At 65.0% G+C, this 25,146-nt stretch carries 26 protein-coding genes and 1 tRNA gene; 19 read left to right on the forward strand and 8 right to left on the reverse strand.

Going from position 1 to position 25,146, the window contains the following annotated elements:
* Nucleotides 1–11 precede the first annotated feature (11 nt).
* The 9 genes from secY (at nt 12) to KW830_RS19455 (ending at nt 6,430) form a co-directional block, all read left to right on the forward strand.
* Nucleotides 12–1,328, forward strand: a complete 1,317-nt coding sequence (gene secY, locus KW830_RS19415; RefSeq protein ID WP_066541306.1) for a preprotein translocase subunit SecY — start codon at nt 12–14, stop codon at nt 1,326–1,328.
* A 135-nt stretch (nt 1,329–1,463) separates the two neighbouring features.
* The gene (gene rpmJ / locus KW830_RS19420) at nt 1,464–1,577 is read left to right on the forward strand and encodes a 50S ribosomal protein L36 (RefSeq protein WP_003050535.1); all 114 of its coding nucleotides are present in this window, start codon (nt 1,464–1,466) and stop codon (nt 1,575–1,577) included.
* A gap of 25 nt (nt 1,578–1,602) precedes the next feature.
* Entirely contained in the window at nt 1,603–1,968 is a 366-nt protein-coding gene (rpsM, locus tag KW830_RS19425) for a 30S ribosomal protein S13 (protein WP_218334115.1), read from the forward strand.
* 16 nt (nt 1,969–1,984) lie between these two features.
* Nucleotides 1,985–2,389: a 30S ribosomal protein S11 gene (gene rpsK, locus KW830_RS19430; protein ID WP_066541302.1), complete on the forward strand. Its 405-nt coding sequence runs from the start codon at nt 1,985–1,987 to the stop codon at nt 2,387–2,389.
* A 90-nt stretch (nt 2,390–2,479) separates the two neighbouring features.
* Nucleotides 2,480–3,103 carry a 30S ribosomal protein S4 gene (gene rpsD / locus KW830_RS19435; RefSeq protein ID WP_066541300.1) on the forward strand — a complete coding sequence of 208 codons (624 nt, stop codon included), beginning with the start codon at nt 2,480–2,482 and terminating at the stop codon, nt 3,101–3,103.
* 107 nt (nt 3,104–3,210) lie between these two features.
* The gene (gene rpoA, locus KW830_RS19440) at nt 3,211–4,209 is read left to right on the forward strand and encodes a DNA-directed RNA polymerase subunit alpha (protein ID WP_066541298.1); all 999 of its coding nucleotides are present in this window, start codon (nt 3,211–3,213) and stop codon (nt 4,207–4,209) included.
* 136 nt (nt 4,210–4,345) lie between these two features.
* Nucleotides 4,346–4,732: a 50S ribosomal protein L17 gene (rplQ, locus tag KW830_RS19445; protein WP_066541296.1), complete on the forward strand. Its 387-nt coding sequence runs from the start codon at nt 4,346–4,348 to the stop codon at nt 4,730–4,732.
* 24 nt (nt 4,733–4,756) lie between these two features.
* Nucleotides 4,757–4,833, forward strand: a tRNA-Met gene (locus KW830_RS19450).
* Nucleotides 4,834–5,179: 346 nt separating this feature from the next.
* The gene (locus KW830_RS19455; RefSeq protein ID WP_066541294.1) at nt 5,180–6,430 is read left to right on the forward strand and encodes an Hsp70 family protein; all 1,251 of its coding nucleotides are present in this window, start codon (nt 5,180–5,182) and stop codon (nt 6,428–6,430) included.
* Between the two features lie 36 nt (nt 6,431–6,466).
* On the opposite strand, the gene rsmI is transcribed toward KW830_RS19455, so the two are convergent.
* Complete coding sequence (gene rsmI / locus KW830_RS19460) at nt 6,467–7,402, reverse strand: 16S rRNA (cytidine(1402)-2'-O)-methyltransferase (RefSeq protein WP_218334116.1); 936 nt, start codon at nt 7,400–7,402, stop codon at nt 6,467–6,469.
* On the opposite strand from rsmI, the gene KW830_RS19465 reads away from it, so the two are divergent.
* The 3 genes from KW830_RS19465 to KW830_RS19475 all read left to right on the forward strand — a co-directional run bounded on the left by KW830_RS19465 (nt 7,402) and on the right by KW830_RS19475 (nt 9,193).
* Nucleotides 7,402–7,815 carry a YraN family protein gene (locus KW830_RS19465; protein ID WP_218334117.1) on the forward strand — a complete coding sequence of 138 codons (414 nt, stop codon included), beginning with the start codon at nt 7,402–7,404 and terminating at the stop codon, nt 7,813–7,815. The genes rsmI and KW830_RS19465 overlap by 1 nt on opposite strands.
* Nucleotides 7,816–7,940: 125 nt before the next feature.
* Nucleotides 7,941–8,537 (forward strand): SIS domain-containing protein, encoded by a 597-nt coding sequence (locus KW830_RS19470; protein ID WP_066541284.1) that lies wholly within the window; start codon nt 7,941–7,943, stop codon nt 8,535–8,537.
* Entirely contained in the window at nt 8,534–9,193 is a 660-nt protein-coding gene (locus tag KW830_RS19475) for a BON domain-containing protein (protein ID WP_172591761.1), read from the forward strand. Before KW830_RS19470 ends, KW830_RS19475 begins: the two co-directional genes overlap by 4 nt.
* A gap of 89 nt (nt 9,194–9,282) precedes the next feature.
* Here the strand turns inward: KW830_RS19475 and KW830_RS19480 are convergent, their stop codons facing one another.
* Entirely contained in the window at nt 9,283–10,185 is a 903-nt protein-coding gene (locus tag KW830_RS19480; RefSeq protein WP_218334118.1) for an NAD(P)-dependent oxidoreductase, read from the reverse strand.
* Between the two features lie 205 nt (nt 10,186–10,390).
* Here KW830_RS19480 and KW830_RS19485 point away from each other — a divergent pair, with 205 nt between their 5' ends.
* The 3 genes from KW830_RS19485 to KW830_RS19495 all read left to right on the forward strand — a co-directional run bounded on the left by KW830_RS19485 (nt 10,391) and on the right by KW830_RS19495 (nt 12,959).
* Nucleotides 10,391–11,119: a YggS family pyridoxal phosphate-dependent enzyme gene (locus KW830_RS19485; RefSeq protein WP_218334119.1), complete on the forward strand. Its 729-nt coding sequence runs from the start codon at nt 10,391–10,393 to the stop codon at nt 11,117–11,119.
* Nucleotides 11,120–11,259: 140 nt separating this feature from the next.
* Nucleotides 11,260–12,396: an aminotransferase class V-fold PLP-dependent enzyme gene (locus KW830_RS19490; RefSeq protein WP_218334120.1), complete on the forward strand. Its 1,137-nt coding sequence runs from the start codon at nt 11,260–11,262 to the stop codon at nt 12,394–12,396.
* Between the two features lie 179 nt (nt 12,397–12,575).
* Nucleotides 12,576–12,959, forward strand: a complete 384-nt coding sequence (locus tag KW830_RS19495; RefSeq protein WP_255578914.1) for an FKBP-type peptidyl-prolyl cis-trans isomerase — start codon at nt 12,576–12,578, stop codon at nt 12,957–12,959.
* 193 nt (nt 12,960–13,152) lie between these two features.
* Here the strand turns inward: KW830_RS19495 and KW830_RS19500 are convergent, their stop codons facing one another.
* Nucleotides 13,153–13,395 carry a DUF3297 family protein gene (locus tag KW830_RS19500; protein ID WP_066541273.1) on the reverse strand — a complete coding sequence of 81 codons (243 nt, stop codon included), beginning with the start codon at nt 13,393–13,395 and terminating at the stop codon, nt 13,153–13,155.
* 184 nt (nt 13,396–13,579) lie between these two features.
* Between KW830_RS19500 and KW830_RS19505 the strand changes: the two genes are divergently transcribed.
* Nucleotides 13,580–14,863, forward strand: coding sequence for a DUF445 domain-containing protein (locus tag KW830_RS19505; protein ID WP_218334122.1), 1,284 nt, complete (start codon nt 13,580–13,582; stop codon nt 14,861–14,863).
* A gap of 7 nt (nt 14,864–14,870) precedes the next feature.
* Here KW830_RS19505 and KW830_RS19510 read toward each other — a convergent pair whose 3' ends face one another.
* Both KW830_RS19510 and KW830_RS19515 read right to left on the reverse strand, forming a co-directional pair.
* Complete coding sequence (locus KW830_RS19510; RefSeq protein ID WP_218334123.1) at nt 14,871–16,280, reverse strand: ATP-binding protein; 1,410 nt, start codon at nt 16,278–16,280, stop codon at nt 14,871–14,873.
* Nucleotides 16,277–16,936, reverse strand: coding sequence for a response regulator transcription factor (locus KW830_RS19515; protein ID WP_218334124.1), 660 nt, complete (start codon nt 16,934–16,936; stop codon nt 16,277–16,279). The genes KW830_RS19510 and KW830_RS19515 overlap by 4 nt, the downstream gene beginning before the upstream one ends.
* A gap of 142 nt (nt 16,937–17,078) precedes the next feature.
* Between KW830_RS19515 and KW830_RS19520 the strand changes: the two genes are divergently transcribed.
* Nucleotides 17,079–18,848, forward strand: coding sequence for a phosphoethanolamine transferase (locus KW830_RS19520; protein ID WP_255578868.1), 1,770 nt, complete (start codon nt 17,079–17,081; stop codon nt 18,846–18,848).
* A gap of 116 nt (nt 18,849–18,964) precedes the next feature.
* On the opposite strand, the gene KW830_RS19525 is transcribed toward KW830_RS19520, so the two are convergent.
* Nucleotides 18,965–20,350 carry a class I SAM-dependent methyltransferase gene (locus tag KW830_RS19525; protein ID WP_218334125.1) on the reverse strand — a complete coding sequence of 462 codons (1,386 nt, stop codon included), beginning with the start codon at nt 20,348–20,350 and terminating at the stop codon, nt 18,965–18,967.
* Nucleotides 20,351–20,537: 187 nt separating this feature from the next.
* Nucleotides 20,538–22,760, reverse strand: coding sequence for a FepA family TonB-dependent siderophore receptor (locus KW830_RS19530; RefSeq protein WP_218334126.1), 2,223 nt, complete (start codon nt 22,758–22,760; stop codon nt 20,538–20,540).
* Between the two features lie 177 nt (nt 22,761–22,937).
* Between KW830_RS19530 and KW830_RS19535 the strand changes: the two genes are divergently transcribed.
* Nucleotides 22,938–23,921 carry a siderophore ABC transporter substrate-binding protein gene (locus tag KW830_RS19535; protein WP_255578870.1) on the forward strand — a complete coding sequence of 328 codons (984 nt, stop codon included), beginning with the start codon at nt 22,938–22,940 and terminating at the stop codon, nt 23,919–23,921.
* Between the two features lie 39 nt (nt 23,922–23,960).
* Here KW830_RS19535 and KW830_RS19540 read toward each other — a convergent pair whose 3' ends face one another.
* Nucleotides 23,961–24,422: a hypothetical protein gene (locus KW830_RS19540; RefSeq protein ID WP_066541250.1), complete on the reverse strand. Its 462-nt coding sequence runs from the start codon at nt 24,420–24,422 to the stop codon at nt 23,961–23,963.
* A 157-nt stretch (nt 24,423–24,579) separates the two neighbouring features.
* Here KW830_RS19540 and KW830_RS19545 point away from each other — a divergent pair, with 157 nt between their 5' ends.
* On the forward strand, nt 24,580–25,056 hold the full coding sequence (locus KW830_RS19545; protein ID WP_218334127.1) for a hypothetical protein: 477 nt from the start codon (nt 24,580–24,582) through the stop codon (nt 25,054–25,056).
* Nucleotides 25,057–25,146: the final 90 nt, after the last annotated feature.

A 25,146-nucleotide genomic window follows, 5' to 3' on the forward strand; every position in this document is an offset into this window, starting at 1 on the left:
AGAAGACATCCGTGGCTACTAGCGCAGCGCAAATTGCAAAAACTGGCAAGTTCGGTGACTTGCGTCGCCGACTGGTTTTTCTGCTGCTCGCGTTGGTCGTGTACCGCATCGGGACTCACATCCCGGTGCCGGGGATCGACCCTGCGCAGCTGCAACAGCTGTTCAATGGCCAGCAAGGCGGTATCCTCAATCTGTTCAACATGTTCTCGGGCGGTGCCTTGTCGCGCTTCTCGGTGTTCGCTCTGGGGATCATGCCGTACATCTCGGCATCGATCATCATGCAGCTGATGTCTTATGTCATCCCGACATTCGAACAGATGAAGAAGGAAGGTGAGGCGGGTCGTCGCAAGATTACCCAATACACCCGCTATGGCACTTTGGGCCTGGCAATCTTTCAATCCCTGGGTATTGCAGTCGCTCTGGAAAGCCAAGCAGGTCTGGTGTTTGCTCCAGGCATCGGTTTCCGCCTCACGGCGGTGGCCAGCCTGACAGCAGGCACCATGTTCCTGATGTGGTTGGGTGAGCAGATCACGGAACGTGGTCTGGGCAACGGCATCTCCATTCTGATCTTTGCTGGTATCGCCGCAGGCCTGCCCAGCTCGATCGGTGGATTGCTGGAGCTGGTGCGCACCGGTGCCATGAGCATTCTGGCCGCGATCATCATTGTTCTCGTGGTGGCTGGCGTGACGTATTTCGTCGTGTTTGTCGAGCGAGGCCAACGAAAGATCCTGGTGAATTACGCACGCCGTCAAGTCGGCAACAAGGTGTATGGTGGCCAGTCTTCGCACTTGCCGCTGAAGCTGAACATGGCAGGTGTGATTCCTCCCATCTTCGCTTCGTCCATCATCCTGCTGCCCGCAACGGTGGTGAACTGGTTCAGTGCAGGGGAGTCCATGCGCTGGCTGAAGGACATCGCAGGTGCTCTGACCCCCGGTCAGCCCATCTATGTGATGCTCTATGCAGCCGCCATCATCTTCTTCTGCTTCTTCTACACCGCCCTGGTTTTCAACAGCCGGGAAACTGCGGACAACCTGAAGAAGAGCGGCGCCTTCATCCCCGGGATTCGTCCTGGTGACCAGACGGCTCGTTACATTGACAAGATCCTGGTGCGTTTGACACTGGCTGGTGCTGTCTACATCACCTTTGTGTGCTTGCTGCCCGAATTCCTGATCCTGAAGTACAACGTTCCGTTCTACTTCGGTGGTACATCGCTGCTGATTATTGTGGTGGTGACCATGGACTTCATGGCACAGGTGCAGAACTACATGATGTCTCAGCAGTACGAGTCACTGCTGAAGAAGGCCAACTTCAAGACATCTGGCAATTAAGCAAGAAATGGTCTATCCTTGCGGGTTCGCCCGTAAGGTGCCCCAACCTCGTGAAGAGCCCTGCGCAATTCTTGTCGGTCACAGGCAGTGTCCAGGACAAGAAAGAGCTCGGATGAAAAGTTTTAGGAGAATGAAATGAGAGTTTCGGCTTCGGTCAAGAAAATCTGCCGCAACTGCAAGATCATCCGCCGCAAGGGTGTGGTGCGCGTGATCTGTACCGACCAGCGCCACAAGCAGCGCCAAGGTTGATTGAAAGTATTAGAGGACTACTAATATGGCACGTATCGCCGGCATTAACATCCCGCCGCACAAGCATGCTGAAATCGGCCTGACCGCCATCTACGGCATTGGTCGTACCACTGCACGCAAGATCTGCGAAGCATGCGGCATCGATTACTCCAAGAAGGTCAAGGACCTGACTGACGCTGATCTGGAAAAGATCCGCGACCAGCTGACTCCCATGACCCTGGAAGGTGACCTGCGTCGCGAGACCACGATGAACATCAAGCGTTTGATGGACATCGGTTGCTACCGTGGTTTCCGTCATCGTCGTGGCCTGCCCATGCGTGGTCAACGTACCCGCACCAACGCTCGCACCCGCAAGGGTCCGCGCAAGGGCGCAGCGGCACTGAAGAAGTAAGGATTGAGAGATCACTATGGCAAAGTCTCCTTCTAACAACGCAGCTCAACGCGTGCGCAAGAAAGTTCGCAAGAACATTTCTGACGGTATCGCTCACGTTCACGCTTCGTTCAACAACACGATCATCACCATCACCGACCGCCAAGGCAACGCTCTGTCGTGGGCCTCGTCGGGTGGCCAGGGCTTCAAGGGTTCGCGCAAGTCGACTCCCTTCGCTGCTCAGGTCGCTTCGGAAGTGGCCGGCCGTGCTGCTATCGAACAAGGCATCAAGAACGTGGACGTGGAAATCAAGGGCCCCGGTCCTGGCCGCGAATCTTCGGTTCGCGCCCTGGGTGCTCTGGGTATCCGTATCACTTCCATCTCGGACGTGACACCGGTTCCCCACAACGGCTGCCGCCCTCAAAAGCGTCGTCGTATCTAATCTGTACTGAAGACCACCGCCGCCCTGGGTGTTTCACCCTGGGCGGCTCCCGTGCGTTATTGGCACGGTAGATGAAACAAAGGAAATCAAGTGGCACGTTATACCGGCCCCAAGGCCAAACTCGCCCGCCGTGAAGGCACCGACCTGTTCCTGAAGAGCGCTCGCCGCTCCATCGCGGACAAGGCCAAGTTCGACTCCAAGCCCGGCCAACACGGTCGCACCTCCGGTCAGCGTACGTCTGACTTCGGTCTGCAACTGCGTGAAAAGCAGAAGGTCAAGCGCATGTACGGCGTGCTGGAAAAGCAATTCCGCCGCTACTTCGCTGAAGCCGATCGCCGCCGCGGCAACACCGGCGCCATGCTGCTGACCCTGCTGGAAAGCCGCCTGGACAACGTGGTGTACCGCATGGGCTTCGGCTCCACCCGCGCTGAAGCACGCCAACTGGTGTCGCACAAGGCCATCACCGTGAACGGCAAGTCCGTGAACATTCCTTCCTTCATGGTCAAGGAAGGCGATGTGGTCGCTCTGCGCGAAAAGTCCAAGAAGCAAGCCCGCGTGGTCGAAGCCCTGCAACTGGCTTCGCAAGTTGGCTTCCCCGCTTGGGTGGAAGTGAGCCTGGACAAGGCTGAAGGTACCTTCAAGAAGGCTCCTGACCGCGACGAATTCGGCGCCGACATCAACGAATCTCTGATCGTTGAACTGTACTCGCGTTAATTTTCCCGGTTTTTAGCAACCCGTCCCTACGGCGCGAGGCATCGCGCCGTAGGTGCTTCACCAGCCTTACCGGTGTAACGAGCCGGGGGTATTGAGAGGAAGTCTGCATGCAAACAAATCTGCTGAAACCCAAGACGATCAATGTAGAGCAGCTGGGCCACAACCGTGCCAAAGTGACCCTGGAGCCTTTCGAGCGCGGCTACGGCCATACGCTGGGCAACGCCCTGCGTCGCGTGTTGCTGTCGTCCATGGTGGGTTATGCAGCGACGGAAGTCACGATTGCTGGCGTGTTGCACGAGTACTCGTCCATCGACGGTGTGCAAGAAGATGTGGTGAGCATCCTCCTGAACCTCAAGGGCGTGGTGTTCAAGCTGCACAACCGTGATGAAGTCACCCTGAGCCTGCGCAAAGACGGCGAAGGTGTGGTCACCGCTGGTGACATCCAGACTCCGCACGATGTGGAAATCATCAACCCTGATCACGTCATCGCCACCCTGTCGCAAGGCGGCAAGCTGGATATGCAGATCAAGGTGGAAAAGGGCCGTGGCTATGTGCCCGGTAACGTGCGCCGCTATGGTGACGAGTCGACCAAGTCGATCGGCCGTATCGTGCTGGACGCATCGTTCTCGCCCGTGCGCCGCGTGAGCTACAACGTGGAATCCGCTCGCGTGGAACAGCGTACCGATCTGGACAAGCTGGTCGTTGAAATCGAAACCAACGGCGCCATCAATGCCGAAGACGCCGTGCGCGCATCCGCCAAGATCCTGGTGGAACAACTGGCTGTGTTTGCACAGCTGGAAGGCGAGTTCGGTGAAGGCGGCATCCTGCAAGCCGGCGGCAACCAACGTGCCAACGCAACGTTCGATCCGATCCTGCTGCGCCCTGTGGATGAGCTGGAACTGACCGTTCGCTCGGCCAACTGCCTGAAGGCAGAAAACATCTACTACATCGGTGATCTGATTCAGCGCACCGAAAACGAGCTGCTCAAGACGCCTAACCTGGGTCGCAAGTCGCTCAACGAAATCAAGGAAGTCCTCGCTTCGCGTGGCCTGACCTTGGGCATGAAGCTGGAAAACTGGCCACCCGCTGGCCTGGAAAAGCGTTAATTAGACGCTTTTTTCAGCATCACGCTATAATCTGCGGCTCCCCACCCGAGAGGGTGGTGGGCCGCAACATTTATACAGTGCACCGGGCAGTACCTGATACGGCTTGCCCGCAAACATCAAATCAAAGGAAAGCACCATGCGTCACGGTCACGGCCTCCGCAAACTGAACCGCACTTCGTCTCACCGCAAGGCGATGCTGCAAAACATGATGAATTCGCTCATCGAGCACGAAGCCATCAAGACCACCGTCCCCAAGGCCAAGGAACTGCGCCGCGTGATCGAGCCCATGATCACCCTGGCCAAGGTTGACTCCGTTGCCAACCGCCGTCTGGCTTTCGACCGTCTGCGCGACCGTGACAGCGTGACCAAGCTGTTCAACGTGCTGGGTCCCCGCAACGCCAAGCGTCCTGGCGGCTACACCCGTATCCTGAAGATGGGCTTCCGCGTGGGCGACAACGCTCCCATGGCCTATGTGGAACTGGTTGAGCAAGAAGAAGTGGCTCAAACCCAAGCTGCAGAATAATTCTGTGCTATAATTTGGACATATCGCGAGGTGGAGCAGTCTGGTAGCTCGTTGGGCTCATAACCCAAAGGTCGTTGGTTCAAATCCAGCCCTCGCAACCAAATTCATCAACGCCTGCTGGAAACAGCAGGCGTTTTTGTTTTTGCATCTCCCATGCCCCATCGGAGCATCGGCTCCGCCGGCGTCGCATGGGTCTGGAGGCACAGCCGGCACGATCTGTGCAGCGCTGGAGAGCGGGCGCCCAGGCATTCGCCGTGCACCGGTGCTGCGGGGCAGTGCAGGACCCACGCAGCGGCCTGTATCTGCTGGCTTTGCACATATGCGCCGCATGCGCCTTGCTACCAGGCGCATGCCTTTGTCTTGAATCTGAAGCGGTTGCGGCAGCGACCGCGCCTCTTTGGAAGAAATGCAGCCCGCTTTCGGCAGCGGCTGCCCCCGGAATTCGCTATGCAGACCCTCACTGGCACCACCCTTGGCATCGACTTTGGCACCTCCAACTCCGCCATGGCCTGGCGCCAGGGCGCGCGTACGGCACAGCTGCTTGCGCTGGAAGGCGGCGCCACCGGCATGCCCACGGCGCTGTTCTTCAATACGGAAACCCAGGGCACGCACTTTGGCCGTGACGCCATGCGCCAATACCTGGCGGGGGAAGACGGTCGGCTGATGCGCTCGCTCAAAAGCCTGCTGGGCAGCAGCCTGCTGCAAGACAAGACGGCCGTGCATGGCCAGATGGTCAGCTACCAGGACATCATTGCGCTGTTCCTGAAGCAACTCGCCCAGCGAGCCCAGCGGGAGCTGGGCGGCTTGCCCGAGCGCGTGGTGCTGGGCCGCCCGGTGCATTTTGTCGACGCCCACCCCGAGCGCGATCGCCAGGCGCAGCATGCGCTGGAGCAAGCCGCGCAGGCCGCTGGTTTTGCGCAGGTGGAGTTCCAGCTGGAGCCCATTGCCGCCGCGCTGGACTACGAACAGCGCCTGGAGCGCGAGACCGTGGTGCTGGTGGTGGACATCGGCGGCGGCACCTCCGACTTCACCGTGGTGCGCCTGGGGCCGCAGCATGCGGGCAAGCCCGACCGCACGGCCGACATCCTGGCCACCAGCGGCGTGCACATCGGCGGTACCGATTTTGACCACCGCCTGAGTGTGGACACGGCGATGCCGCTGCTGGGCCTGCGCCACACCGGGCCCAGCGGCCGCGAAGTGCCCAGCCGGGTGTTCTACGACCTGGCCACCTGGCACCTGATCCAGTGGCAGTACAGCCCCAAGGCGCTGCGCGATGCGCAGGCCCTGCGCACCGACTACCGGGACCCGCAGCTGCACCAGCGCCTGATGGCGGTGCTGGAAGAACGCCTGGGCCACCGCCTGGCCGATGCGGTGGAGCAGGGCAAGATCCAGGCTTCCAGCACCGGCGGCGATGCCCTGCTGGACCTGGGCTGGCTGGAAACGGGTCTGCAGACCGGCATCACCCAGGACGGGCTGCACCGCTCGCTGCAGGCACCGCTGGTGCAGGTGGTGGAGTGTGCCCAGCACTGCGTGCAGCTGGCGGGTTTGCCGGCCGGGGGCGTGGATGCCATCTACCTGACCGGCGGTTCGTCTGCACTGCGTACGCTGCGCGATGCGCTGGCCCAGGCCTTCCCGGCCGTGCCCCAGGTGGAAGGCGATCTGTTTGGCGGGGTGGCCACCGGCCTGGCTTACGCCTGAGGCCGCGCGCAGCGCCTGTCCAGGCGCTGCGCCTGCTTATGCGGCTTCGTCGCCGTCCTGGTCCGCACGCTTGAGCTGCAGCGCCAGGTCATACAGCTGGTTGCGGTTGCCGCCGGTGATGTCGGCCGCCAGCTTGACGGCGGTCTTGGTCGGCAGCTCGGCCAGCAGCAGGCGCAGCACCCGTTCGGCGTCGCCGTCGTCCTGGTGCACGGCCACCGGGTGCAGCACCACCACAAACTCGCCCTTGGCGCGGGTGGCGTCGCCATTCAGCCAGGCGGGCAGGTCCTGGGCGGCATGGGTGCTGATCTGCTCAAACTGCTTGGTGATTTCGCGCGCCAGCGTCACCGGGCGCTCACCCAGCACGGCCAGGGCCTTGGCCAGCTCGTGGATGCGGTGCGGGGCTTCCAGCAGCACGGTGCAGCGCGGCTCGGCCGACAGCCGCTGCACGGCGGTCTGGCGCTCGGCATTCTTGGAGGGCAGGAACCCGGCAAACACAAAGCCGCCATCGGTCTGGCCCGGCGGCACGCAGCCGGCCACGCTGATGGCGCTGGTGATGCTGCTGGCACCCGGCAGCGGCATGCAGCGCAGCCCGGCCGCCTGCACGGCGGCGCACAGGCGCGCGCCGGGGTCGCTGACGCCGGGGGTGCCGGCATCGCTGACATAGGCGATGCGCTGGCCCTGCTGCAGGCGTGCGATCACGCCGGCGGCGGCTTCGGCCTCGTTGTGCTGGTGCACGGCCAGCAACTGGCTGCCGGGGCGCTCCAGGCCATAGCTGCGCAGCATGCCCTGGGTGTGGCGCGTGTCTTCACAGGCCACGGCGTCGACCAGCTGCAGCACATGCAGGGCGCGCAGCGAGATGTCGGCCAGGTTGCCGATGGGCGTGGCCACCACATACAGCGCGCCCTGCGGATAATTCTGGGCAGCCGCTGCCTCGCGGGCAGCATGCAGGGCCGGAGCGAAAGAGGTGCTCAATGGGTTTCCTTGGAAAAAAGCCGCCGCTGGAGGCAAAAAAGCCGCCGCCGGAGGCGGCCACAGGCCGCACGCCGGGGCAGCAGGCCGAAGACCGGGCGTTGCGCCATGCGCTGGCGCGCGGCTGGCGGCTGATAGAGCGCAATTATCGGACGCCTGGGCGCGGTGGGGGCGAGATAGACCTTATCTTGCGTGCCGCGGATGGCATGGTGGTGTTCGTGGAGGTGCGCAGCCGCACCAGCAGCCAGTTCGGAGGGGCCGATGGCAGCATCCATGCGGCCAAGCGCCAGCGCATCGTGCTGGCCGCCCGCCACTGGCTGGCGCGCCAGCCGTCGGTGCCGGCCTGCCGCTTTGATGCGGCCCTGGTGCAGCAGGACCAGCTGCAGTGGCTGGAGGCGGCCTTCGACGCAGAATGAGGCCGGGCGGCAGCGCCTGCGGCCCGCCGCTGCCGGGCTTCGTTGCCCCAGGGGCGTTGCACACAGTGCCAGCACAAACTTTCTGCTACCAAAGGTATAACGCAGCACAGGTATCATCGCAGCCCATGCTAGAGCTACGTATCCAACAGCATTTCATCGACAGCGCCGACCTGAAATACCAGGCCGCCCAGGCGCTGAGCCAACCCATTGCCTTGGCCGTGCAGGCCATTCTGGCCAGCGTGACCAGTGGCGGCAAGGTGCTGGCCTGCGGCAGCGGCGTGTCCGCCAGCCAGGCCCAGACCTTTGCCACGCTGTGCGTGACCGGCTTCGAGCGCGAACGCCCCGAGCTGGCCGCCATGGCCCTGGGCAGTGATGGCGGGCTACTGGGCGGCTCGGCCGGTACGGCGCCGGGCTCGCAGTATCTGGCGCGCCAGGTGCGTGCGCTGGGTCAGGCGGGCGATCTGCTGCTGGTGATCTCGGTCAGCGGCAACGACCACAGCCTGCTGGAAGCCGTGGATGCGGCGCACGAGCGAGAAATGATGGTGGTGGTGCTCAGCGGCCATACTGGCGGTGCCCTGGCTTCCCGGGTGCGCGAGACCGATGTGCTGATCTGCGTACCGCATGAGCGGGCTGCGCGCGTGCGCGAAGCCCATGAGTTGGTGGTCCATTGCCTGTGCGACGGCGTGGACACACAGTTGCTTGGCGAACAGGAGATGTTATGAAGCGAATGGGTTCCCCTCTGGTACGCGCAGTCTTGGCTGCGGCAGCCATCACTGCAGGCCTGTCGGGTTGCGTGCCCCTGGTGGTCGGCGGCGGCATGGCCACCGCCGCACTGTCGGCGGCCGATCGCCGCACGACCGGTACGCAGGTGGAAGACCAGGGTATCGAGCTGCGGGCGCAGGACCGCATCCGCCAGTCCCCGCTGAACGAGCGCAGCCGCGTCAACATCACCAGTTTCAACCGCAAGGTGCTGATCACCGGCGAAGTGCGCAACGAGCAGGACAAGCAGGAAGTGGCTCGCATCGTGCGCGATGTGAACAATGTGGACGGCATCCACAACGAGCTGGAAGTGACGCCGTTTTCCTCTTCGCTGGGCCAGCGCAGCAAGGACACCATGATCACCAGCCAGGTCAAGGGCAGCCTGATCAATGCGCGGGATCTGCAGGCCTCGGCCATCAAGGTGGTGACCGAGATGAACGTGGTCTACCTGCTGGGCATCGTGACCGAGCGTGAGTCCCGGCGCGCCGCGGAAATTGCCCGCGGTGTGAACGATGTGCGCAAGGTGGTGCGGGTGTTCGAGCTGACCACCGAAGATGCACTGGCCAACTACATGCCCGGCAGTGCGCCGGTGACGCGCGACCCTGCGGCAGAGAACTGACCGCCAGGGTTGCTACGCCAAACGCCAAATGCAGAGCGGCAGCCGTGAGGCTGCCGTTTGTTTTTGGGGGCAGCCCGAAGCTGCACCGATCAGCGCAGGCGGCGGATCAGGCTGGAGGTGTCGTTGCGACCGCCGTCCATGGCCTGCACATCGGCGTAGAACTGGTCCACCAGAGCGGTCAGCGGCAGGCGGGCGCCATTGCGCTTGGCCTCGTCCAGCACCAGACCCAGGTCCTTGCGCATCCAGTCCACGGCAAAGCCGAAGTCGAACTTGCCTTCCACCATGGTCTTGCCGCGGTTTTCCATCTGCCAGCTCTGGGCCGCGCCCTTGCTGACCACGTCCAGCACCTTGTTCACATCCAGTCCGGCCTTTTCACCGAAGGCAATGGCTTCGGACAGGCCTTGCACCACGCCGGCAATGCAGATCTGGTTGACCATCTTGGTCAGCTGGCCCGCGCCGCTGGCGCCCATCAGCGTGAAGGCGCGCGAGAAGCACTGGGCCACCGGGGCCACGGTGTCGAACACGCTCTGGTCGCCGCCGCACATCACCGTCAGCGCACCATTCTGGGCACCGGCCTGGCCGCCGGAGACCGGGGCGTCGATGAAATGCTGCCCCTGGGCCTGTGCCGCGGCATACAGCTCGCGGGCCACTTCGGCCGAAGCGGTGGTGTGGTCGACAAAAATGGCGCCCGCCTGCATGCCGGCCAGGGCACCGTCGGCGCCCAGCACCACGGAACGCAGGTCGTCGTCATTGCCCACGCAGCAGAACACGATGTCGGCGCCCTGGGCCGCCGCACGCGGCGTGGCGGCTTCGGCGCCGCCGAATTCGGCCACCCAGGCCTGGCGCTTGGCGGCACTGCGGTTGTACACGGTGACCTGGTGGCCTGCCTTGGCCAGGTGTCCGGCCATGGGGTAGCCCATGACGCCCAGGCCCAGGAAGGCAACTTTGCGGGAAGGAGTGGCAGCGTAATCGCGGGGGGTGATGCTCGACATGTCGGTGGATCAGAAAGGCAGAAAGCAGCGCACAGACGCTGCGGCGAAGCCCCCATGGTGACACAGGCGGCCCCGCTTGTCGCCCCTTCTTGCGACAGATCAGACACTGGTGAAGTGGACGCCGGCGGGGCCCTGCTCCGGTCCCGGGGGCGGGTTGTGCGGGCTGTCTCCAGGTGGCACAAGGGTTTGGTACGCTCCACGGCTTATGACGACCATAGCCGAGAACCTTCAGCGCATACACAGCCGCATGGCACGCGCCTGCGATGAGGCACAGCGCCCCCACGCCAGCGTGGGTCTGCTGGCCGTGTCCAAAACCTTTGGTGCCGATGCCGTGCGCGAGGCGGCGCTGGCCGGCCAGCGCGCCTTTGGCGAGAACTACATCCAGGAGGCGGTGGACAAGATCGCCCAGGTGCGCGCCATGGCCGATGTGCCCCCGCTCACCTGGCACTGCATAGGCCCGATCCAGAGCAACAAGACCCGGCTGGTGGCCGAACACTTTGACTGGGTGCACACAGTGGACCGGCTGAAGATTGCCCAGCGACTGTCTGACCAGCGGCCTGCCGGCCTGCCGCCGCTGCAGGTCTGTCTGCAGGTGAATGTGGACGGAGGCGAGACCAAATCCGGCTGCAGCCCGCAGGACGCGCTGGCACTGGCCCAGGCCGTTGCCGCCCTGCCGCAGCTGCAGTTGCGCGGGGTGATGAGCATTCCCGATCCCCAGCCTAGTCCCGAGGCCATGCTGGCCGTGCACCAGCGGGTGGCGGCCGTGTTTGCGCAGATCCGCGCCAGCGGCCTGCCGGGGCTGGAGACCTTCGACACCCTGAGCCTGGGCATGACCGACGATCTGGAACTGGCCGTACAGGCCGGCAGCACCCTGGTGCGCGTGGGCAGCGGCATCTTTGGCCGCCGCAGCTACCCGGCAGCGCCTGTCGCCTGAGTGCGCGCCACCGTGATGGCCTGCGCCAGATCAGCCGAAGGGGGACAGACGGCATATTAAGATGGGGACATACCTGTCCGACCCGGTGGCCACAGAGCCACCCGCCGGACCTGATCCATAGCTCAAGGAGATACCCCTTCATGCCCGGACTGTTGCCCGATATCGATCCCGATGGACTGCTGGAATTCTCGGTGGTCTACACCGACCGCGCCCTGAACCACATGTCCAAGCGCTTTGCCGGCGTGATGCAGGACATTCTGGGGACGCTCAAAGAGGTCTACCACGCCCACACCGCTGTGCTGGTGCCTGGCAGCGGCACCTTTGGCATGGAAGCCGTGGCGCGCCAGTTCGCCAATGGCGAGAAGGTGCTGATCGTGCGCAACGGCTGGTTCAGCTACCGCTGGACGCAGATCTTCGACGCCGGCAACTTTGGCCTGGGTGGCGGTGCCGTGGTCTGCAAGGCGCGCAAGCAGGGCGAAGGCAGCCAGGATCCGTGGACACCCTGCCCCGCACAGGACGTGGCCGACACCATCCGCGCCGAGCGCCCCAAGGTGGTGTTCGCCCCCCATGTCGAGACGGCCAGCGGCATCATGCTGCCCGACGACTACATCCGCACCATCGCCGATGCGGCCCATGATGTGGGCGCGCTGATGGTGCTGGACTGCGTGGCCTCCGGCGCCATGTGGATCAACATGGAAAAGACGGGCGTGGACGTGCTGATCAGTGCGCCGCAAAAGGGCTGGAGCAGCTCGCCCTGCTGCGCCATGGTGATGCTCTCGGCCCGTGCACGCGAAGCCATCGAACACACGCAAAGCTCCAGCTTCTCCTGCGATCTGAAGAAGTGGATGCAGATTGCCGAAGGCTACGAAAAAGGCCAGCACGCCTACCACACCACCATGCCCACCGACGCCCTGGTGCGCCTGCGCGACGTGATGCTGGAAACCCGTGCCTACGGCTTTGAGAAGGTGCGCGAGGAACAGATCGCCCTGGGCGACCAGGTGCGCAAGCTGCTGGAGTCGCGCGGTTTCCCCAGCGTGGCGGCCGGCGGATTCAAGGCCCCGGGTGTGGTGGTGAGCTACACCACCCACCCCGACATCCAGAGCGGCAAGGCCTTCCTGAATGTGGGTCTGCAGACCGCTTCGGGTGTGCCGCTGATGTGCGACGAAGGTCCGGATTTCAAGACTTTCCGCATCGGCCTGTTTGGCCTGGAGAAGTGGCACAACGTGGACCGCACCGTGGGCCATCTGCGCGATGCGCTGGACCGCATCGGGGTGTGATGCCCTCTGAGTCGGTGTGTGCCTTTCCCTGCTCCGGCGGCGCCGCAGGGGCAGCCCCAGCGCGGTGCACCGGCCTGTTCTATGGTTGAAAGGGCCGTTCCGGTGCAGCGCATGCGCGGGCACGGCCCCAGTGAAAGGAAATTCCCATGTTTGTACGCATTGCAGGCGCTGCCTGCCTGATGGGCGCGATGCTGGCCGGTCACGCATTGGCACAGTCGCAACCGGTGACCTCGGCCAGCGGCCTGGTCTATGAAAGCCTGAAGGACGGCACGGGCGCAAGCCCCAAGGCCACGGACAAGGTGAAGGTGCATTACCGCGGCTACTTTCCGCAGACCGGCGCGGATTTCGACAGCTCCATCACCCGGGGCGAGCCGATCGAGTTCCCGCTCAACGGCGTGATTCCCTGCTGGACCGAAGGTGTGCAGAAGATGAAGGTGGGGGGCAAGGCGCGCCTGACCTGCCCACCGGGCATTGCCTATGGCAGCCGTGGTGCGGGCCGGGTGATTCCGCCCAACGCCACGCTGATGTTTGAAGTCGAGCTGCTGGGCATCAACGGCAAGTAAGCGCCGCGGCGTGCCGCCGGTCGGCGACCGCTTCCGCCCGATGCCGCGCTGCGGGGCGCATCGGGTGCAGGGGTATGGCCTGCGGCACGGTGGCTCAGGCTGACGAGGAGTGGGCATGCGCGGGCCCGCCCACGCCCACGCGGTCCATCTGCCTGGGGCGGGGACAGCCTTGCGGCAGGCCCCGCCCGTGGACTTACTTGTAGAACACCTCGACCGGGCCCTTTAGCTTGATCAGCAGCGGGTAGCCCTTGCGGTCGACGGTCTTGCCGGCAGGCACACGCACCCAGCCTTCGCTGATGCAGTATTCCTCCACATCGAAACGCTCCTTGCCGTTGAAGCGGATGCCGATGTCGTGCTCAAAAATCGCGGCCACATAGTGGGGGCTGCGCGGGTCGATGGACAGGTGGTCGGGCAGTTCGGGGCGGGTGTCGCTCATGTTGCAGGTCGGTCAGAAAGTTGTGAATGCCCGGATTGTCCGGGATTTGCCTTGGCCCTGGCGCCCGCTGCCGTGCTGCGGCTGCGGGAGCGCCCTACACCGGGCAGCCACCAACGCGTGCTAGGCTGAAACCGCCGCTGGAGCAGATGGGCTGCTGCAGCGCGCCGGAGTGAACCGCACGCCTATGAGTTCGACTGCATCCGCACTGCAACGCGCCAAGCGCCTGGCGCTGGGTCTGCTGCTTCTGGTGACGGCCGTGTTTGTGGCCACGCATTTTCTGCCGCAGACGCTGCTGGTGCGCTGCCTGCAGTCCATGGCCGAAGCTGCCATGGTGGGTGCGCTGGCCGACTGGTTTGCGGTGTCGGCACTGTTTCGCCACATCCCCATTCCCTGGGTGCAGCGGCACACGGCGATCATCCCGCGCAACAAGGACCGTATCGGCGAGAACCTGGCCGTTTTCGTGCGCGACAAGTTCCTGGATGCGCCCTCGCTGGTGGCGCTGCTGCGCCGCCACGATGCCGCCCAGTCGCTGGCTGACTGGCTGGGCGCGCCCTGCAACAGCCAGATGCTGGGCCGCCAGCTGGCCCGTCTGGCCCAGGCCGGGCTGGAGATGGTGCAGGATCGGCAGGTGGAGCGGTTGCTGACCCAGACGCTGCGCAGCGTGCTGGCGCAGGTGGACCTGTCGCGCTCGCTGGCCACGGTGCTGGGGGCGTTGACGCAAGGCGGTCGCCACCAGGCGGTGCTGGACGATGTGCTGCGCCGCATCGGCGGCGTGCTGCAGCAGGCCGATACGCACCACTTCATTGCCGAAGCCATCGTGCAGTGGCTCAAGCGCGAGCACCCATTGAAGGAAAAAATGCTGCCCACCGACTGGCTGGGCGACAAGGGGGCCGAGTTGGTGGCCCAGGCACTGGAAAGCCTGCTGGACGACATCGCCCACAACCCCCAGCACCGCATGCGCGAGGCCTTCGATGCGGCCGTGCAGCGGCTGATCGTGCGGCTGCAGAACGACCCGGACTATGCGGCGCGCGCCGAGCAGGTGCGCCACTATCTGCTGCACGACGAGAAGCTGGCCGCCTATCTGCGCGACCTGTGGGGCGGCATGCGCCAGCGCCTGGAGGCGGATCTCGACAACCCGAAATCCCATATCGCGCGCAAGCTGGGTGGCCTGGGGCGCTGGCTGGGTCTGTCGCTGGCACAGGATGCGGCGCTGCGCCGCTCCATGAACGAACGGCTGGAGCGCTGGGCGCAGGCGCTGGCGCCCGAGGTATCGGAATTCATTGCCCGCCACATCCGCGAAACCGTGCAGCGCTGGGATGCACGCGAGCTGTCGGCCCTGGTGGAGCAGCACATCGGCAAGGACCTGCAGTTCATCCGCATCAACGGCACCTTGGTGGGCGGCGCCATCGGGCTGCTGCTGTTTGCCTTCAGCCATCTGCCCGAACTGCTGCGCAGCATGCCGCGCTGAGCCTGCCTCACGTCAGCGGTTGGGGGGCGGTTGCCAGTGCCTCCTCGGCGAGAGTGGCAAACACCAGCCGCACTTCCAGCCCCTGTGCCTTGCCGGGCGGGGGCGACAGCAGCTCCAGCTGGGCGTTGTGCCGGTCGGCGATGCTGCGCACAATCGACATGCCCAGCCCATAGCCGATGTGGCGGGTGTCACCGCGCACATGGCGCTCCAGGATCTGCAGGCGCTGTGTCGCATCCAGGCCGGGGCCGTCGTCGCGCACGGCCAGGGCCGGTGGCTGGCGCAGCACGGTCAGCACCACTTCGCCGCTGGAATAGGTGAGGGCGTTGTCGATCAGGTTGCGCAGCGCAATGGCCAGCGTGTCCATGTCGCCTTGCACCCAGACCGGGGCCGCGTCCTCGGGCGGCTCCCAGTCCAGCCGGCGCTGGGCGCGGGGGTGCTGCCAGAATTCCTGGGCCATGGTGGTCGCCAGCTGCAGCAGGTCGACGGTGTGAAAGCGCGCCGTGTTCCCCGCTTCGGCGCGTGACAGCTGCAGCAGGCGCTCAGTCCGGTGGCTCAGGGTTTCCAGGGCGGTCAGGGCGGTCTGCGCCTCGCCCACGGCAATCTGCGTGCTGCCTTGCAGCTGGGCCTGCTCCACCGCCGTGTGCAGCCGCAGCCGCACGGAGGCCAGCGGGGTGCGCAACTCGTGCGCGGCATTGGCGGCCAGGGCGCGTTCCACATCCAGCGCCTGGTGCAGGCGGTCCATCAGCTGGTTCACGCCTTCGCCCACCTGGCGCAGTTCCAGCGGCAGGTCCTGCAGCACCAGGGGCTGCAGATTGCTGCTGCTGCGCTCTGTGATCTGCTGCTGCAGCCATTGCAAGCTGCGCAATTCCTTGCGCGCAATGTGGCGGATCAGGCCGGCCAGCACCGGCAGCATCAGCAGCAGCACGGTGATCAGTCCGGTCAGCGTGCCGCTGCGGACTTCGGCACGTTCGCCCAGCGGGTCGGCCAGCTGCAGCCACAGGTCATCCTGCGGGGTGTACAGCGTGTAGATGCGGTGTTCGATGGAGTTGTGAAACCCCGGTTTCAAGGGGGCATCGAACGGGGTGATGGGGGCGCCGCGCGAGCGCAGCAGCACCTTGCCGTCGGGGGTGCGCAGCTGCAGCAGCAGGGGCTCCGGGTGGTCATCTCCGGGCACTTCGCCCATGGTCAGGATGTCCTGGCCCGGGGTGTCCGCATCGATGCGCGACTGCCGGACGTCCAGCAGGGCAGGGTAGAGCTGGCGGTGGGCGCTTTCCACCAGTTCGGTGTCGAAGTTGTGCTGGATCTGGGAATCCACATACCAGGCGACCAGGGCCGTCCCCAGCGCCCAGACGGTGATCACCGCCACCACCAGCGGGCGGGTCAGGCGGTAGGCCAGGCTAGCGGGAGCGGGCTTCATGCCACCGCCAGCCGGTAGCCCGTGCCGCGCACGGTCTGGATCAGGGGGCTTCCCAGTTTGCGCCGCAGCCGGCTGATGAACACCTCCAGGGTGTTGCTGTCCGAAGTGCTGTCCCATTGGTAGAGCGCTTCCAGCAGCCGTTCGCGGGTGAAGGTCTGTTCCGGCCGGCTGGCCAGCACGCGGAGCAGGGCCCATTCCTTGGGGGTGAGCACCACCGGCAGGCTGTGGACCTTGACCACCTCGCGTGCCAGGTCGATGCTGACCGGCCCGCGCTGCAGCACCGGGCTGGCCTGGGCGCTGCGACGGCGTTCGATGGCGCGCAACCGGGCCAGCAGCTCTTCGGGGTCATAGGGTTTGACCAGGTAGTCGTCAGCGCCGGTGTCCAGGCCGCGGATGCGGTCGCTGACCTGGTCGCGGGCGGTCACCACCACCACGGTGGGGGGATCGTCCCGCCGGGGCAGGTGCTGCAGCAGCTCCAGGCCATCGCCGTCGGGCAGGTTCAGGTCCAGCAGGATAGTGGCGTAGTGGGTCACGGCCACCAGGGCGCGTGCAGTCGTCAGGTCGGGGGCCAGGTCCACCTTGAATTGCTTGCTGTGCAGATAGCCCAGCACCGCCTGGGCCAGGGCTGCATCGTCTTCCACCAACAGTATTCGCATGGTGCAGGGTCATGAACGGAAAGCACCAGTGTAGAGACGCTGGCGGCCCGAGTTGGAAAAAAGCCGTTCAACCCGAAAACTGAACGAAAACTGAACGAGCGGTTCACTGCGGGTTCAGCTTGTGGGCCTACCGTACGGGCCCATGCACAATATGTTTCCCGGCCGCGGCGATGCCATGCCTGCGGTGGCACTCCCCACGTCCGATTCCGTTCCTGCCGATGCTGCACTGCCGCATGTCGGTCGCCGCTGGCGTTGGCCCGTGCTGCAGCTGTCGCCCCGCACTGTGGCCGGCGTGCTGGTGCTGTGGTGCACCTTGCTGTTGAACCAGGCCCTGTGGCAGAAGCTGGCGGGGCTGGCCGATTTCTCGGACCCCTGGATGCTGCGTCGGGCGGTGATGGCGGTGTTGGTGGGCTGTGCCACCTATCTGTGGTTCATGTTGTGGTCCTGGCCGCGCCTGCGCCGTGGTGCCTGGAGTGCCACCCTGCTGCTGGCCGCAGTGGTGCAGTACTACATGCTGCACTATGGCATGGTGATGGACAGCAGCATGGTGCGCAATGTGATGCAGACCAACTTCACCGAAGGTCTGGCGCTGTTCAGCCCGGTCCTGCTGGTGCATGTGGCGGTGTTTGCCGGTCTGCCGGTGCTGTGGCTGTACCGCGGGGTGCGCTGGCAGGAAGGCCGGGGGCGGCGTGCCTGGGGCCTGTCGGCACTGGCGGTGCTGCTGGCGCTGGGGACCCTGCTGGGCGGCAGCGTGGCCATGTACCGCCAGCTGGCGCCGCTGATCCGCAACCACACGGAAATCCGCTTTCTGATCAACCCCCTGGCCACGGTGGTGTCGTTCGCGCAGGTCACGCTCAAACCCATCTTCAAACCGAACCGGCCGTTCCGCGCCATCACCGAAGGTGCTGCCCTGGGCAGCAGCTACGGTGCGGCATCTGCCGTGGCGGCTGCCACGCACAAGCCGCCGCTGCTGGTGCTGGTGGTGGGGGAAACCGCGCGTGCCGACCACTTCGGCCTGAACGGCTACCCGCGCGACACCACGCCCGAGCTGGCGGCGCGCCAGGTCATCAACTGGCGCCAGGCCTGGTCCTGCGGCACCAACACGCTGGCATCGGTGCCCTGCATGTTCTCGCACCTGGGCAAGTCGGGCTACGAAGGCCGCAAGTTCGAATACGGCAGTCTGGTGGATGTGCTGCAGGCCGCCGGCCTGGGGGTGGACTGGCTGGACAACCAGTCCGGCTGCAAGGGCGTGTGCGACCGCATTCCCCATGCCCAGGCCGACCAGGTGGCCACGCCGGCCGAAGTCAAGCAATGGTGCAAGGACGGGGAGTGCCTGGACCAGCTGATGGTGGGCCTGCTGGACCAGCGCCTGCAGGCCCTGCCCGAGGCCGCACGCAGCAAGGGCGCGGTGCTGGTGCTGCACCAGATGGGCAGCCACGGCCCGGCGTACTACCGCCGCTCCAGTGCGCAGACCAAGCAGTTCAAGCCGGAGTGCACCACGCACGTGACCTCGGACTGCAGCCATGCCGAACTGGTCAATGTGTATGACAACAGCATGCGTGAAACCGATCTGTTTCTGGCCAAGACCATCGATTGGCTGCAAAAGAAGCAGGACCAGTACGCCACGGCGCTGATGTATGTGTCGGACCATGGCGAGTCCTTGGGCGAGAACGGTCTGTACCTGCATGGCCTGCCTTATGCGATCGCCCCCGACACGCAAAAGCATGTGCCCTGGGTGCTGTGGCCCGGCAGCCTGCAGGCGCGCACCGGCATGAAAGAGGCCTGCGCCCGCTCCGGAGCGGACCAGCGCATCACGCACGACAACTACTTCCACACCGTGCTGGGCATGCTGGATGTGCGCAGCCCGCTCTACAAGCCGGAGCTGGACATGCTGGCCACGTGCCGTTCCTGACGCCGCACGAAGGCGTGGCGGACCGCACCACACCAAAGGGGGCTCTATCGCCCCCTTTTTTTGTTCCCGCTGCCCGCCCGTAATCAGCGATGCGGTGGGCGGGGCGTGGGTGCCGTTTATGGCGTCGGAATGGCGCTGCCCGTGGCGGCATGGGCCTGGTAATGCACGGCCGGCTGGCCGCAGGGACGCCCGGCCAGCGCCGCATTCAGGCGTTCCAGCATGGCCGATGTGGCAGGGGCCGGGGACGCATCGGCCCGCCAGTCCGGCCGCACGAACTGCACCCAGCCCACCCAGGCCAGCAGTTGCAGCAACTGGCTGACCGCGCCGGGCTGTTGGGCATACAGCGGCAGTTGCACCAGCTGGGCATAGCTTTGCGGGCCCTTCTGCAGCGCCGCCAGCAGCGGGGCCACATGTGCCATGGGCATCTGCACCGGACCGATGCGGGTGTCGAGCGTGAAGGCTGCCGGCAAGGGCACCTGCAACGAGGGTGCTGCCGGTAGCCGGGCGATGCGCTGTGCCAGCAAGGCGTGGCGGTGTGCGTCGGCAGACAGCACGTTGCCTTGGGGGTGCTGGCGCTGGTAGAGGTCGCGGCGCTGGTTCTGGTTGCGGGCAATGTCCTTGAAGGTTTCCTGGGCGGCCACGCTGCAGCCTTGCTGGCGCAGGCGGTTCAGCAGCGGCAGGGACTGTTCGGGCAGCGACGCACCGTCGATGTTTTCCAGCAGCGTGGCACTGCCGGCGTAATCACAGCCGGAGCGTGCGAGATCGGCCATGACATCGGCCACGTGCAGGGACTCCCAGTGCGCGTTCAGAAATTCATGGGCGATGTAGCGGCGGTCCATGCCGCGCAACTGGCCCAGTTCCGCCGCAATGCGCGGATGTTCGCTGCAGTAGCCGGTGCCGGCTTCGGTCATCTGCTGCAGCAGGGCCAGGCCGGCATCGGCCTTGTCCGTGGAGCCGCCGGCCATGCCCTGCGTGGTCAGGTGTGCCAGTTTTTGCGCGGCGGCCATGGAGGCGGAGCCGGGCTGGCTCATATAGGCCAGGTACAGCACACCGCCGGGCTGCAGGTGGCGTTCCAGCAGCTGGCGCAGGGCGGCGCGGTTGCTGGCGCTGATCCAGGAGTACACCCCGTGGCTGACGATGAAATCACAGGGGGGCAATGCGGCATCGGTCGAGTGCAGCGCGGCCTCAAAGCTCTGGCACACGAAGCGCACATTGGCCACGCCCACCGCCTGTGCCAGGGCCTGTGCCTGGGCGATGGCATCCGGATTGAGGTCCAGTCCGATGAATTGCCCCTGCGGGTTGGTGGCGGCCGCAATGACCGTGCTGATGCCCGTGCCGCAGCCCAGTTCCAGCCAGGTGTAGGGCTGCTGCAGATCAGGTGTGCGGCGCCCCAGTGCCTGCAGGGCGCTGCACAGCCAGACGGGCATGAGCTCGCGGTGGAAGTAGTCGGGGTAGGCCACGTCGGTGACGTAGCCATCCAGGTGCGCGGCAGGGGATGTCATGGGGCGGCAGGGGGAAGAAACAATGCAAAAGCCTGCAGCCAGGGCTGCAGGCTTGATGGTGTCACAGCTGCGGGTGCGCGGGCTGCCCGGGTGGGCAGGTCTACGCGTCCTGCAGTCTGCGACCAGCGCCGGAAGTGCCCCTGCCGGGTACAGCGCCGGGGCTGCACCGGGCACAGGGGCGCGCGGCTTAGAAGCGGCCGGTCAGCGACACGTAGTAGGCACGGCCCAGTTCGTTGTAGGTGGAGGCGCCTGCGGCGGAGTTGTTGGACTCGCGGTACAGGCGCTTGTCCGCCAGGTTGGTGATGCCGAAGTTCAGCGCATAAGACTTGTTGATCTTGTACTGTGCGCCAATGCCGTACAGGGCGTAGGAGCTCACTTCCTGCAGCTGTGCTCCGGTGGAGGCCGCACCACCGGTCTGGATGGTGCGCGGTTCCTGGCGGCCGTAGAACGTGGCGTTCAGCTGGGTCGACCAGTTGGCGTTGATGGTCCAGTCCAGTGTGGAGTTCACGGTGTACTTGGGAATCACGGACAGCGGTTGGTTGCTGTCCTTGTTGTGGTTCTTCAGCATGTAGGTGAAGTTGTTCACCAGCTTCAGCGTGTTGCCGTTCTTGCCATCCAGCGGCACGGTCAGATTGCCTTCGAAGCCCTTGACGATGGCCTTGCTGGCATTCATCCACTGGTAGACCTGGGAGGTGCCGACCACGACCGGCGTGCCGTCGTTCATTTCGGCGTAGATCTTGTCCTTGTAGTCGTTCTGGAAGTAGCTCAGGCTGGCGTCCAGACCGTTGTGGTTGGTGTACGCAACCCCCAGTTCCTTGTTGATACTGGTTTCGGCCTGCAGATCGGGGTTACCCACGACGTAGCAACCACCGCCCAGGCTGGGCGAACTCACCGGGCAGCCATTGCCCATGGTGAAGTACAGGTAGTTGTTGTTGGTCTGGTACAGATTGGGCGCCTTGAAGGCACGGGCGATACCGCCCTTGACCTGCCAGCTGTCGTTCAGCTGGTAGGTGGCATTCAGGCTGGGGCTCCAGTTGTTGCCCGACTGGCTGTGGTGGTCAAAGCGCACACCCGGGGTCAGGATCAGGTTCTGGATGGGTTCGAAGTTGTCTTCCACGAACAGCGCGAAGTTTTGTGCATCGGACTTGCCGCTGCGGGTGCCTGCGCTGCCCACCAGGCCACCGACGTTGTTGGCGCCCGTGCCCGTCGTCTGGCTCATGGCTGCGGCATCGTCCAGCTTCTCGTTGCGGTACTCGAAGCCCGTGGTCAGCATGTGCGTGGTGCCGCCCAGCTTCAGCGGGGTGTTCACTTCCCCGGACAGGAAGTAGTTGCCCAGCTTGGAAGTGATTTTGTCCGTAGTGCTGCTGATGGAGCCTTCGGGGCCACCGGCCAGCGCCACGGGGTTTTGCCAGCGGCGGGTGTTTTCGTACTGGAAGATCAGGCGCGAGGTGCCCCAGTCCCATTTGCCGCGGTGGGTCACACCCAGGGTGTTGCGGTTGGTGCGGTTGGTTTCCTGGCCCAGCAGCGATTCGCGGATGGGTGCATTGGCGTCGATGCTGACGGCGGTTTCACCGGCGTATTCGTTGGTCTGGCGGCTGGCGCCCATCTCGAACTCCAGCACCTGCTGGGGCGTCAGGTCCCAACGCAGCAGGGCGTTGATGTCCTTGTTCTTCACACCTTCGCGGCCGGCGGGGGCCATGGCGGTGGTGGTGGAGGCAGTGCGGTTCAGGTCGGGGCTGTCCGCATCGCTGTGGGCCATGTTGCCGAACAGGCGGAAGGACAGGTTTTCTGCCAGCGGGCCGGACAGGTTGAAGCTGCTGCGCTTGGTATCGCCTTCCTTGGAGTCTTCCTGGAACTTGCCGTAGACGGTGACCGAGCCTTGCAGCTTGTCGGTGGGCTTCTTGGTGATGATGTTCACCACACCACCGGCGGCGCCCGAACCGTAGCGTGCGGCCGCAGGGCCACGGATGACTTCGATGCGCTCGATGGCTTCCACCGGGACCCAGTTGGAGTCGCCACGGGTGTCGCGCTCGCCGCTTCGGCCCATCTTGGCGCCATTGCGCGATTGCACGGGCTTGCCGTCGATCAGGATCAGGGTGTTTTCCGGGCCCATGCCGCGCAGGTCGATCTGGCGGTTGTTGCCGTACTGGCCGGAGGCGGAGTTGCCGGTCAGGTTGACGCCCGGCATGGTGCGCACCAGCTCGGAAATGTCGTTGGCGGGAGCGCGTTCGGTCAGCTCTTCCTGGGTGATGACGGACACGCCCAGGGCCTGTTTGAGTTCTTCTTCGGCGGTGGCGCGGACCGTGGTTTCACCCAGCACGGTGTCGGTGGCGGCCTGGGCAGCGGTCAGATGGGCGGCCATCGCAATGGCGGAGAGGGCAAAAAGGCGGAAATTCAGTGAGCGGGACATGAAGCTGCAGTAAAGAATTCGTTAACAGGAATCGTTCTCATTACATTGTAGTTACATGCTGTACGATCGCGAATTGTTCTTGTTTGCATGTTGTTGTTTTTTGCTAAAAAAAGCGTGTTAAATAGCGATGGATGCTGCAGGAAGTTGTGAATAGTCAACTTCATTGAAAGGAATGCCATGCTTGGAACCCCTCTGACTCCGTCGCGCCGCCACTGGTTGGCTGCTGCCCTGGCAGGCGCCTGCGGCTGGGGAATGGCTGCCGGCGCCTGGGCGGCCAGCCCCGCTGCGGCCCAGGCGCCCATTGCCATCGCGCATGCCAAGGGCGTGACCCGGGTGCCTGCTGCACCGCAGCGCGTGGTGGTGTTTGATCTGGGGGCGCTGGACACCATGCACACCCTGGGCCTGCCGGTGGCCGGGGTGCCCAAGGCGCAGTTTCCGGACTATCTGCAAGGCTATGCCGCTGCCCGCTATCCCGTGGCAGGCAGCCTGTTCGAGCCGGATTACGAGGCGCTGAGCCGGATCCGGCCGGATCTGATCATTGTGGGCGGCCGCTCCGCCGCCAAGTACGAGCTGCTGCGCAAGATCGCGCCCACGGTGGACTTCTCGGTCAACAACCAGCAGATGCTGCAGGACATGGGGCGCAATGTGACGGCCCTCGCCAGCCTGTATGGCAAGCAGGCCCAGGGCCAGGCGCTGGTCGACCGGATGCAGCAGGAGGTGGCGGGGTTGCGCCAGCTCTCCAGCCAGGCGGCGCCCGGGCTGCTGCTGATGGCGGTGAACGACAAGATCATGCCCCAGGCGCCGGGTTCACGTTTCGGCTTTCTGTTCGATGTGCTGGGCGCACAGTCGGCCCTCACCGCACAGCAGTTGCCGGCGCGCGGCACGGCCTATACCTTTGACGATGTGGCCAGGCTCAACCCGCAGTGGCTGTATGTGATCGACCGCAACACCGCCACCGGGCAGGCGGCCGGCGGCGGCGCCATCATCCCGTCGCAGCAGGTGTTCGACAACGTCCAGGTCAAGGGCACGGCGGCCGGCCAGAAAGGGCAGGTGGTGTTTCTGGATCCCAAGGGCTGGTATCTGATGGGCAGCACCGGCCCCACGGCCTTGCTGGGCAATGTGGTCCAGCTCAAGCAGGTCTACCAGGCAGCCGTCCGGTAAGCGGAGGTCACCTGGGGCGGGAAGGGTCGGCCCGGAGTGTCAACCGCCGCGGCCTTCTGCAGGGCCACCGCTGCCGTGCTGGCTCTGGCCGGCATCGGCTTCATCGCCATGCAGCAGGTGTTCGCCGATCTGGCGCCAGGCCTTGGCGGCGTCGTGCTGGCCAGCAAAGTGGTGGCAGCTGGCGGCCGTCATGGCGATGCGGCCGTTGCTGGGCTCCAGGTCGAATGCCTTTTCGCACTGGGCGGCGGCATTGGCCCACATCACGGGCGCGTTGGGCGATTCGTCCTTTTGCAGGGCATGGGCCTCGGCCATCCAGGCCTGGGCCAGGCGGAAAGCCGCCTCAGCCTGCTCGGGGTCGGCCTGGTGGGCGCGGTAAAACTCCTTGCCGGCGGCCTGCCACAGGGCACGTGCCTGGGTGAAATCGGCGGTGGCAATGTGCTGGGCCTCGCGCACCAGCGCGTTGCCTGCTTCCATATGGGGGCGGTAACTGTCTTGAGACATGGGGGGCATTGTCGCCTGCCTTGGCATGCAGTGGGAGATGATGCGCACTTGATGTAGCACAGATATCTGGCATCTAGGCGACACCCGGTGTGGGCGATAGGCAGCATGTGCGCGCAAACGTTCACCACTGCAGGCAGGGAACCAGATAATCGCCCGCATGCTGGAGCAGATTCGACGCGACCGACGCCTGGGCACCACGGTGCTCCTGCTGTGCGTTGCGCTCTGGCTGGTGGCGCTGTGGGCCGGGGTGCGCGTGCGCGCCATGCCCGGCCCGGCACCAATGGCGGCCATGGCGCCTGCCAGCCTTGCCGAAGCCCATGGCACTGGCCATACCGGCGGCTCCCACGGCTCCCATAATGCCCAGCAAACCCACGACAGCCACGATAGGCACAGTGCGGCGGAGCCGGACGCAGGCAGTGCATCCGAACCTGCGCATGAGCACGGCGGTCACCATGGTCCGGATTGCGTGCTGTGCATCGCCCTCAGCCCGCCGGCCTCGGTGGCCGTGCTCGTCTACCGTCCGCCTGTGCCACGCCAGGGACTGGGATGGCACGCCCCGGCGCAGCCGCCGCTTTCGCGCCTGGCCGCTGCGCCGCTGCCGGCACGCGGTCCGCCCGCAGTCTTCCACGCCTGAGTGCGGCATGCCGTAGCGCATGCCGCGAACTTCCCCGTTTTGAAGCCCTGCCGACCGCGTGCGGAGGGTGCAGGCCGCATGGCCTGTGCC

The organism is Comamonas sp. CMM03 (assembly GCF_019218715.1).
Lineage (GTDB): Bacteria > Pseudomonadota > Gammaproteobacteria > Burkholderiales > Burkholderiaceae_C > Comamonas > Comamonas terrigena.

Coding starts and splice junctions, on each gene's coding strand:
- rpsK (WP_066541302.1), top strand. CDS start 1,985: ATGGCAAAGTCTCCTTCTAACAACGCAGCTCAACGCGTGCGCAAGAAA.
- KW830_RS19535 (WP_255578870.1), top strand. CDS start 22,938: ATGCTTGGAACCCCTCTGACTCCGTCGCGCCGCCACTGGTTGGCTGCT.
- KW830_RS19455 (WP_066541294.1), top strand. CDS start 5,180: ATGCAGACCCTCACTGGCACCACCCTTGGCATCGACTTTGGCACCTCC.
- KW830_RS19475 (WP_172591761.1), top strand. CDS start 8,534: ATGAAGCGAATGGGTTCCCCTCTGGTACGCGCAGTCTTGGCTGCGGCA.
- KW830_RS19530 (WP_218334126.1), bottom strand. CDS start 22,760: ATGTCCCGCTCACTGAATTTCCGCCTTTTTGCCCTCTCCGCCATTGCG.
- KW830_RS19490 (WP_218334120.1), top strand. CDS start 11,260: ATGCCCGGACTGTTGCCCGATATCGATCCCGATGGACTGCTGGAATTC.
- KW830_RS19520 (WP_255578868.1), top strand. CDS start 17,079: ATGCACAATATGTTTCCCGGCCGCGGCGATGCCATGCCTGCGGTGGCA.
- KW830_RS19485 (WP_218334119.1), top strand. CDS start 10,391: ATGACGACCATAGCCGAGAACCTTCAGCGCATACACAGCCGCATGGCA.
- rpoA (WP_066541298.1), top strand. CDS start 3,211: ATGCAAACAAATCTGCTGAAACCCAAGACGATCAATGTAGAGCAGCTG.
- KW830_RS19470 (WP_066541284.1), top strand. CDS start 7,941: ATGCTAGAGCTACGTATCCAACAGCATTTCATCGACAGCGCCGACCTG.
- KW830_RS19505 (WP_218334122.1), top strand. CDS start 13,580: ATGAGTTCGACTGCATCCGCACTGCAACGCGCCAAGCGCCTGGCGCTG.
- KW830_RS19480 (WP_218334118.1), bottom strand. CDS start 10,185: ATGTCGAGCATCACCCCCCGCGATTACGCTGCCACTCCTTCCCGCAAA.
- KW830_RS19525 (WP_218334125.1), bottom strand. CDS start 20,350: ATGACATCCCCTGCCGCGCACCTGGATGGCTACGTCACCGACGTGGCC.
- rplQ (WP_066541296.1), top strand. CDS start 4,346: ATGCGTCACGGTCACGGCCTCCGCAAACTGAACCGCACTTCGTCTCAC.
- KW830_RS19515 (WP_218334124.1), bottom strand. CDS start 16,936: ATGCGAATACTGTTGGTGGAAGACGATGCAGCCCTGGCCCAGGCGGTG.
- KW830_RS19510 (WP_218334123.1), bottom strand. CDS start 16,280: ATGAAGCCCGCTCCCGCTAGCCTGGCCTACCGCCTGACCCGCCCGCTG.
- KW830_RS19500 (WP_066541273.1), bottom strand. CDS start 13,395: ATGAGCGACACCCGCCCCGAACTGCCCGACCACCTGTCCATCGACCCG.
- KW830_RS19545 (WP_218334127.1), top strand. CDS start 24,580: ATGCTGGAGCAGATTCGACGCGACCGACGCCTGGGCACCACGGTGCTC.
- rpmJ (WP_003050535.1), top strand. CDS start 1,464: ATGAGAGTTTCGGCTTCGGTCAAGAAAATCTGCCGCAACTGCAAGATC.
- rpsM (WP_218334115.1), top strand. CDS start 1,603: ATGGCACGTATCGCCGGCATTAACATCCCGCCGCACAAGCATGCTGAA.
- KW830_RS19540 (WP_066541250.1), bottom strand. CDS start 24,422: ATGTCTCAAGACAGTTACCGCCCCCATATGGAAGCAGGCAACGCGCTG.
- KW830_RS19465 (WP_218334117.1), top strand. CDS start 7,402: ATGGGTTTCCTTGGAAAAAAGCCGCCGCTGGAGGCAAAAAAGCCGCCG.
- KW830_RS19495 (WP_255578914.1), top strand. CDS start 12,576: ATGGGCGCGATGCTGGCCGGTCACGCATTGGCACAGTCGCAACCGGTG.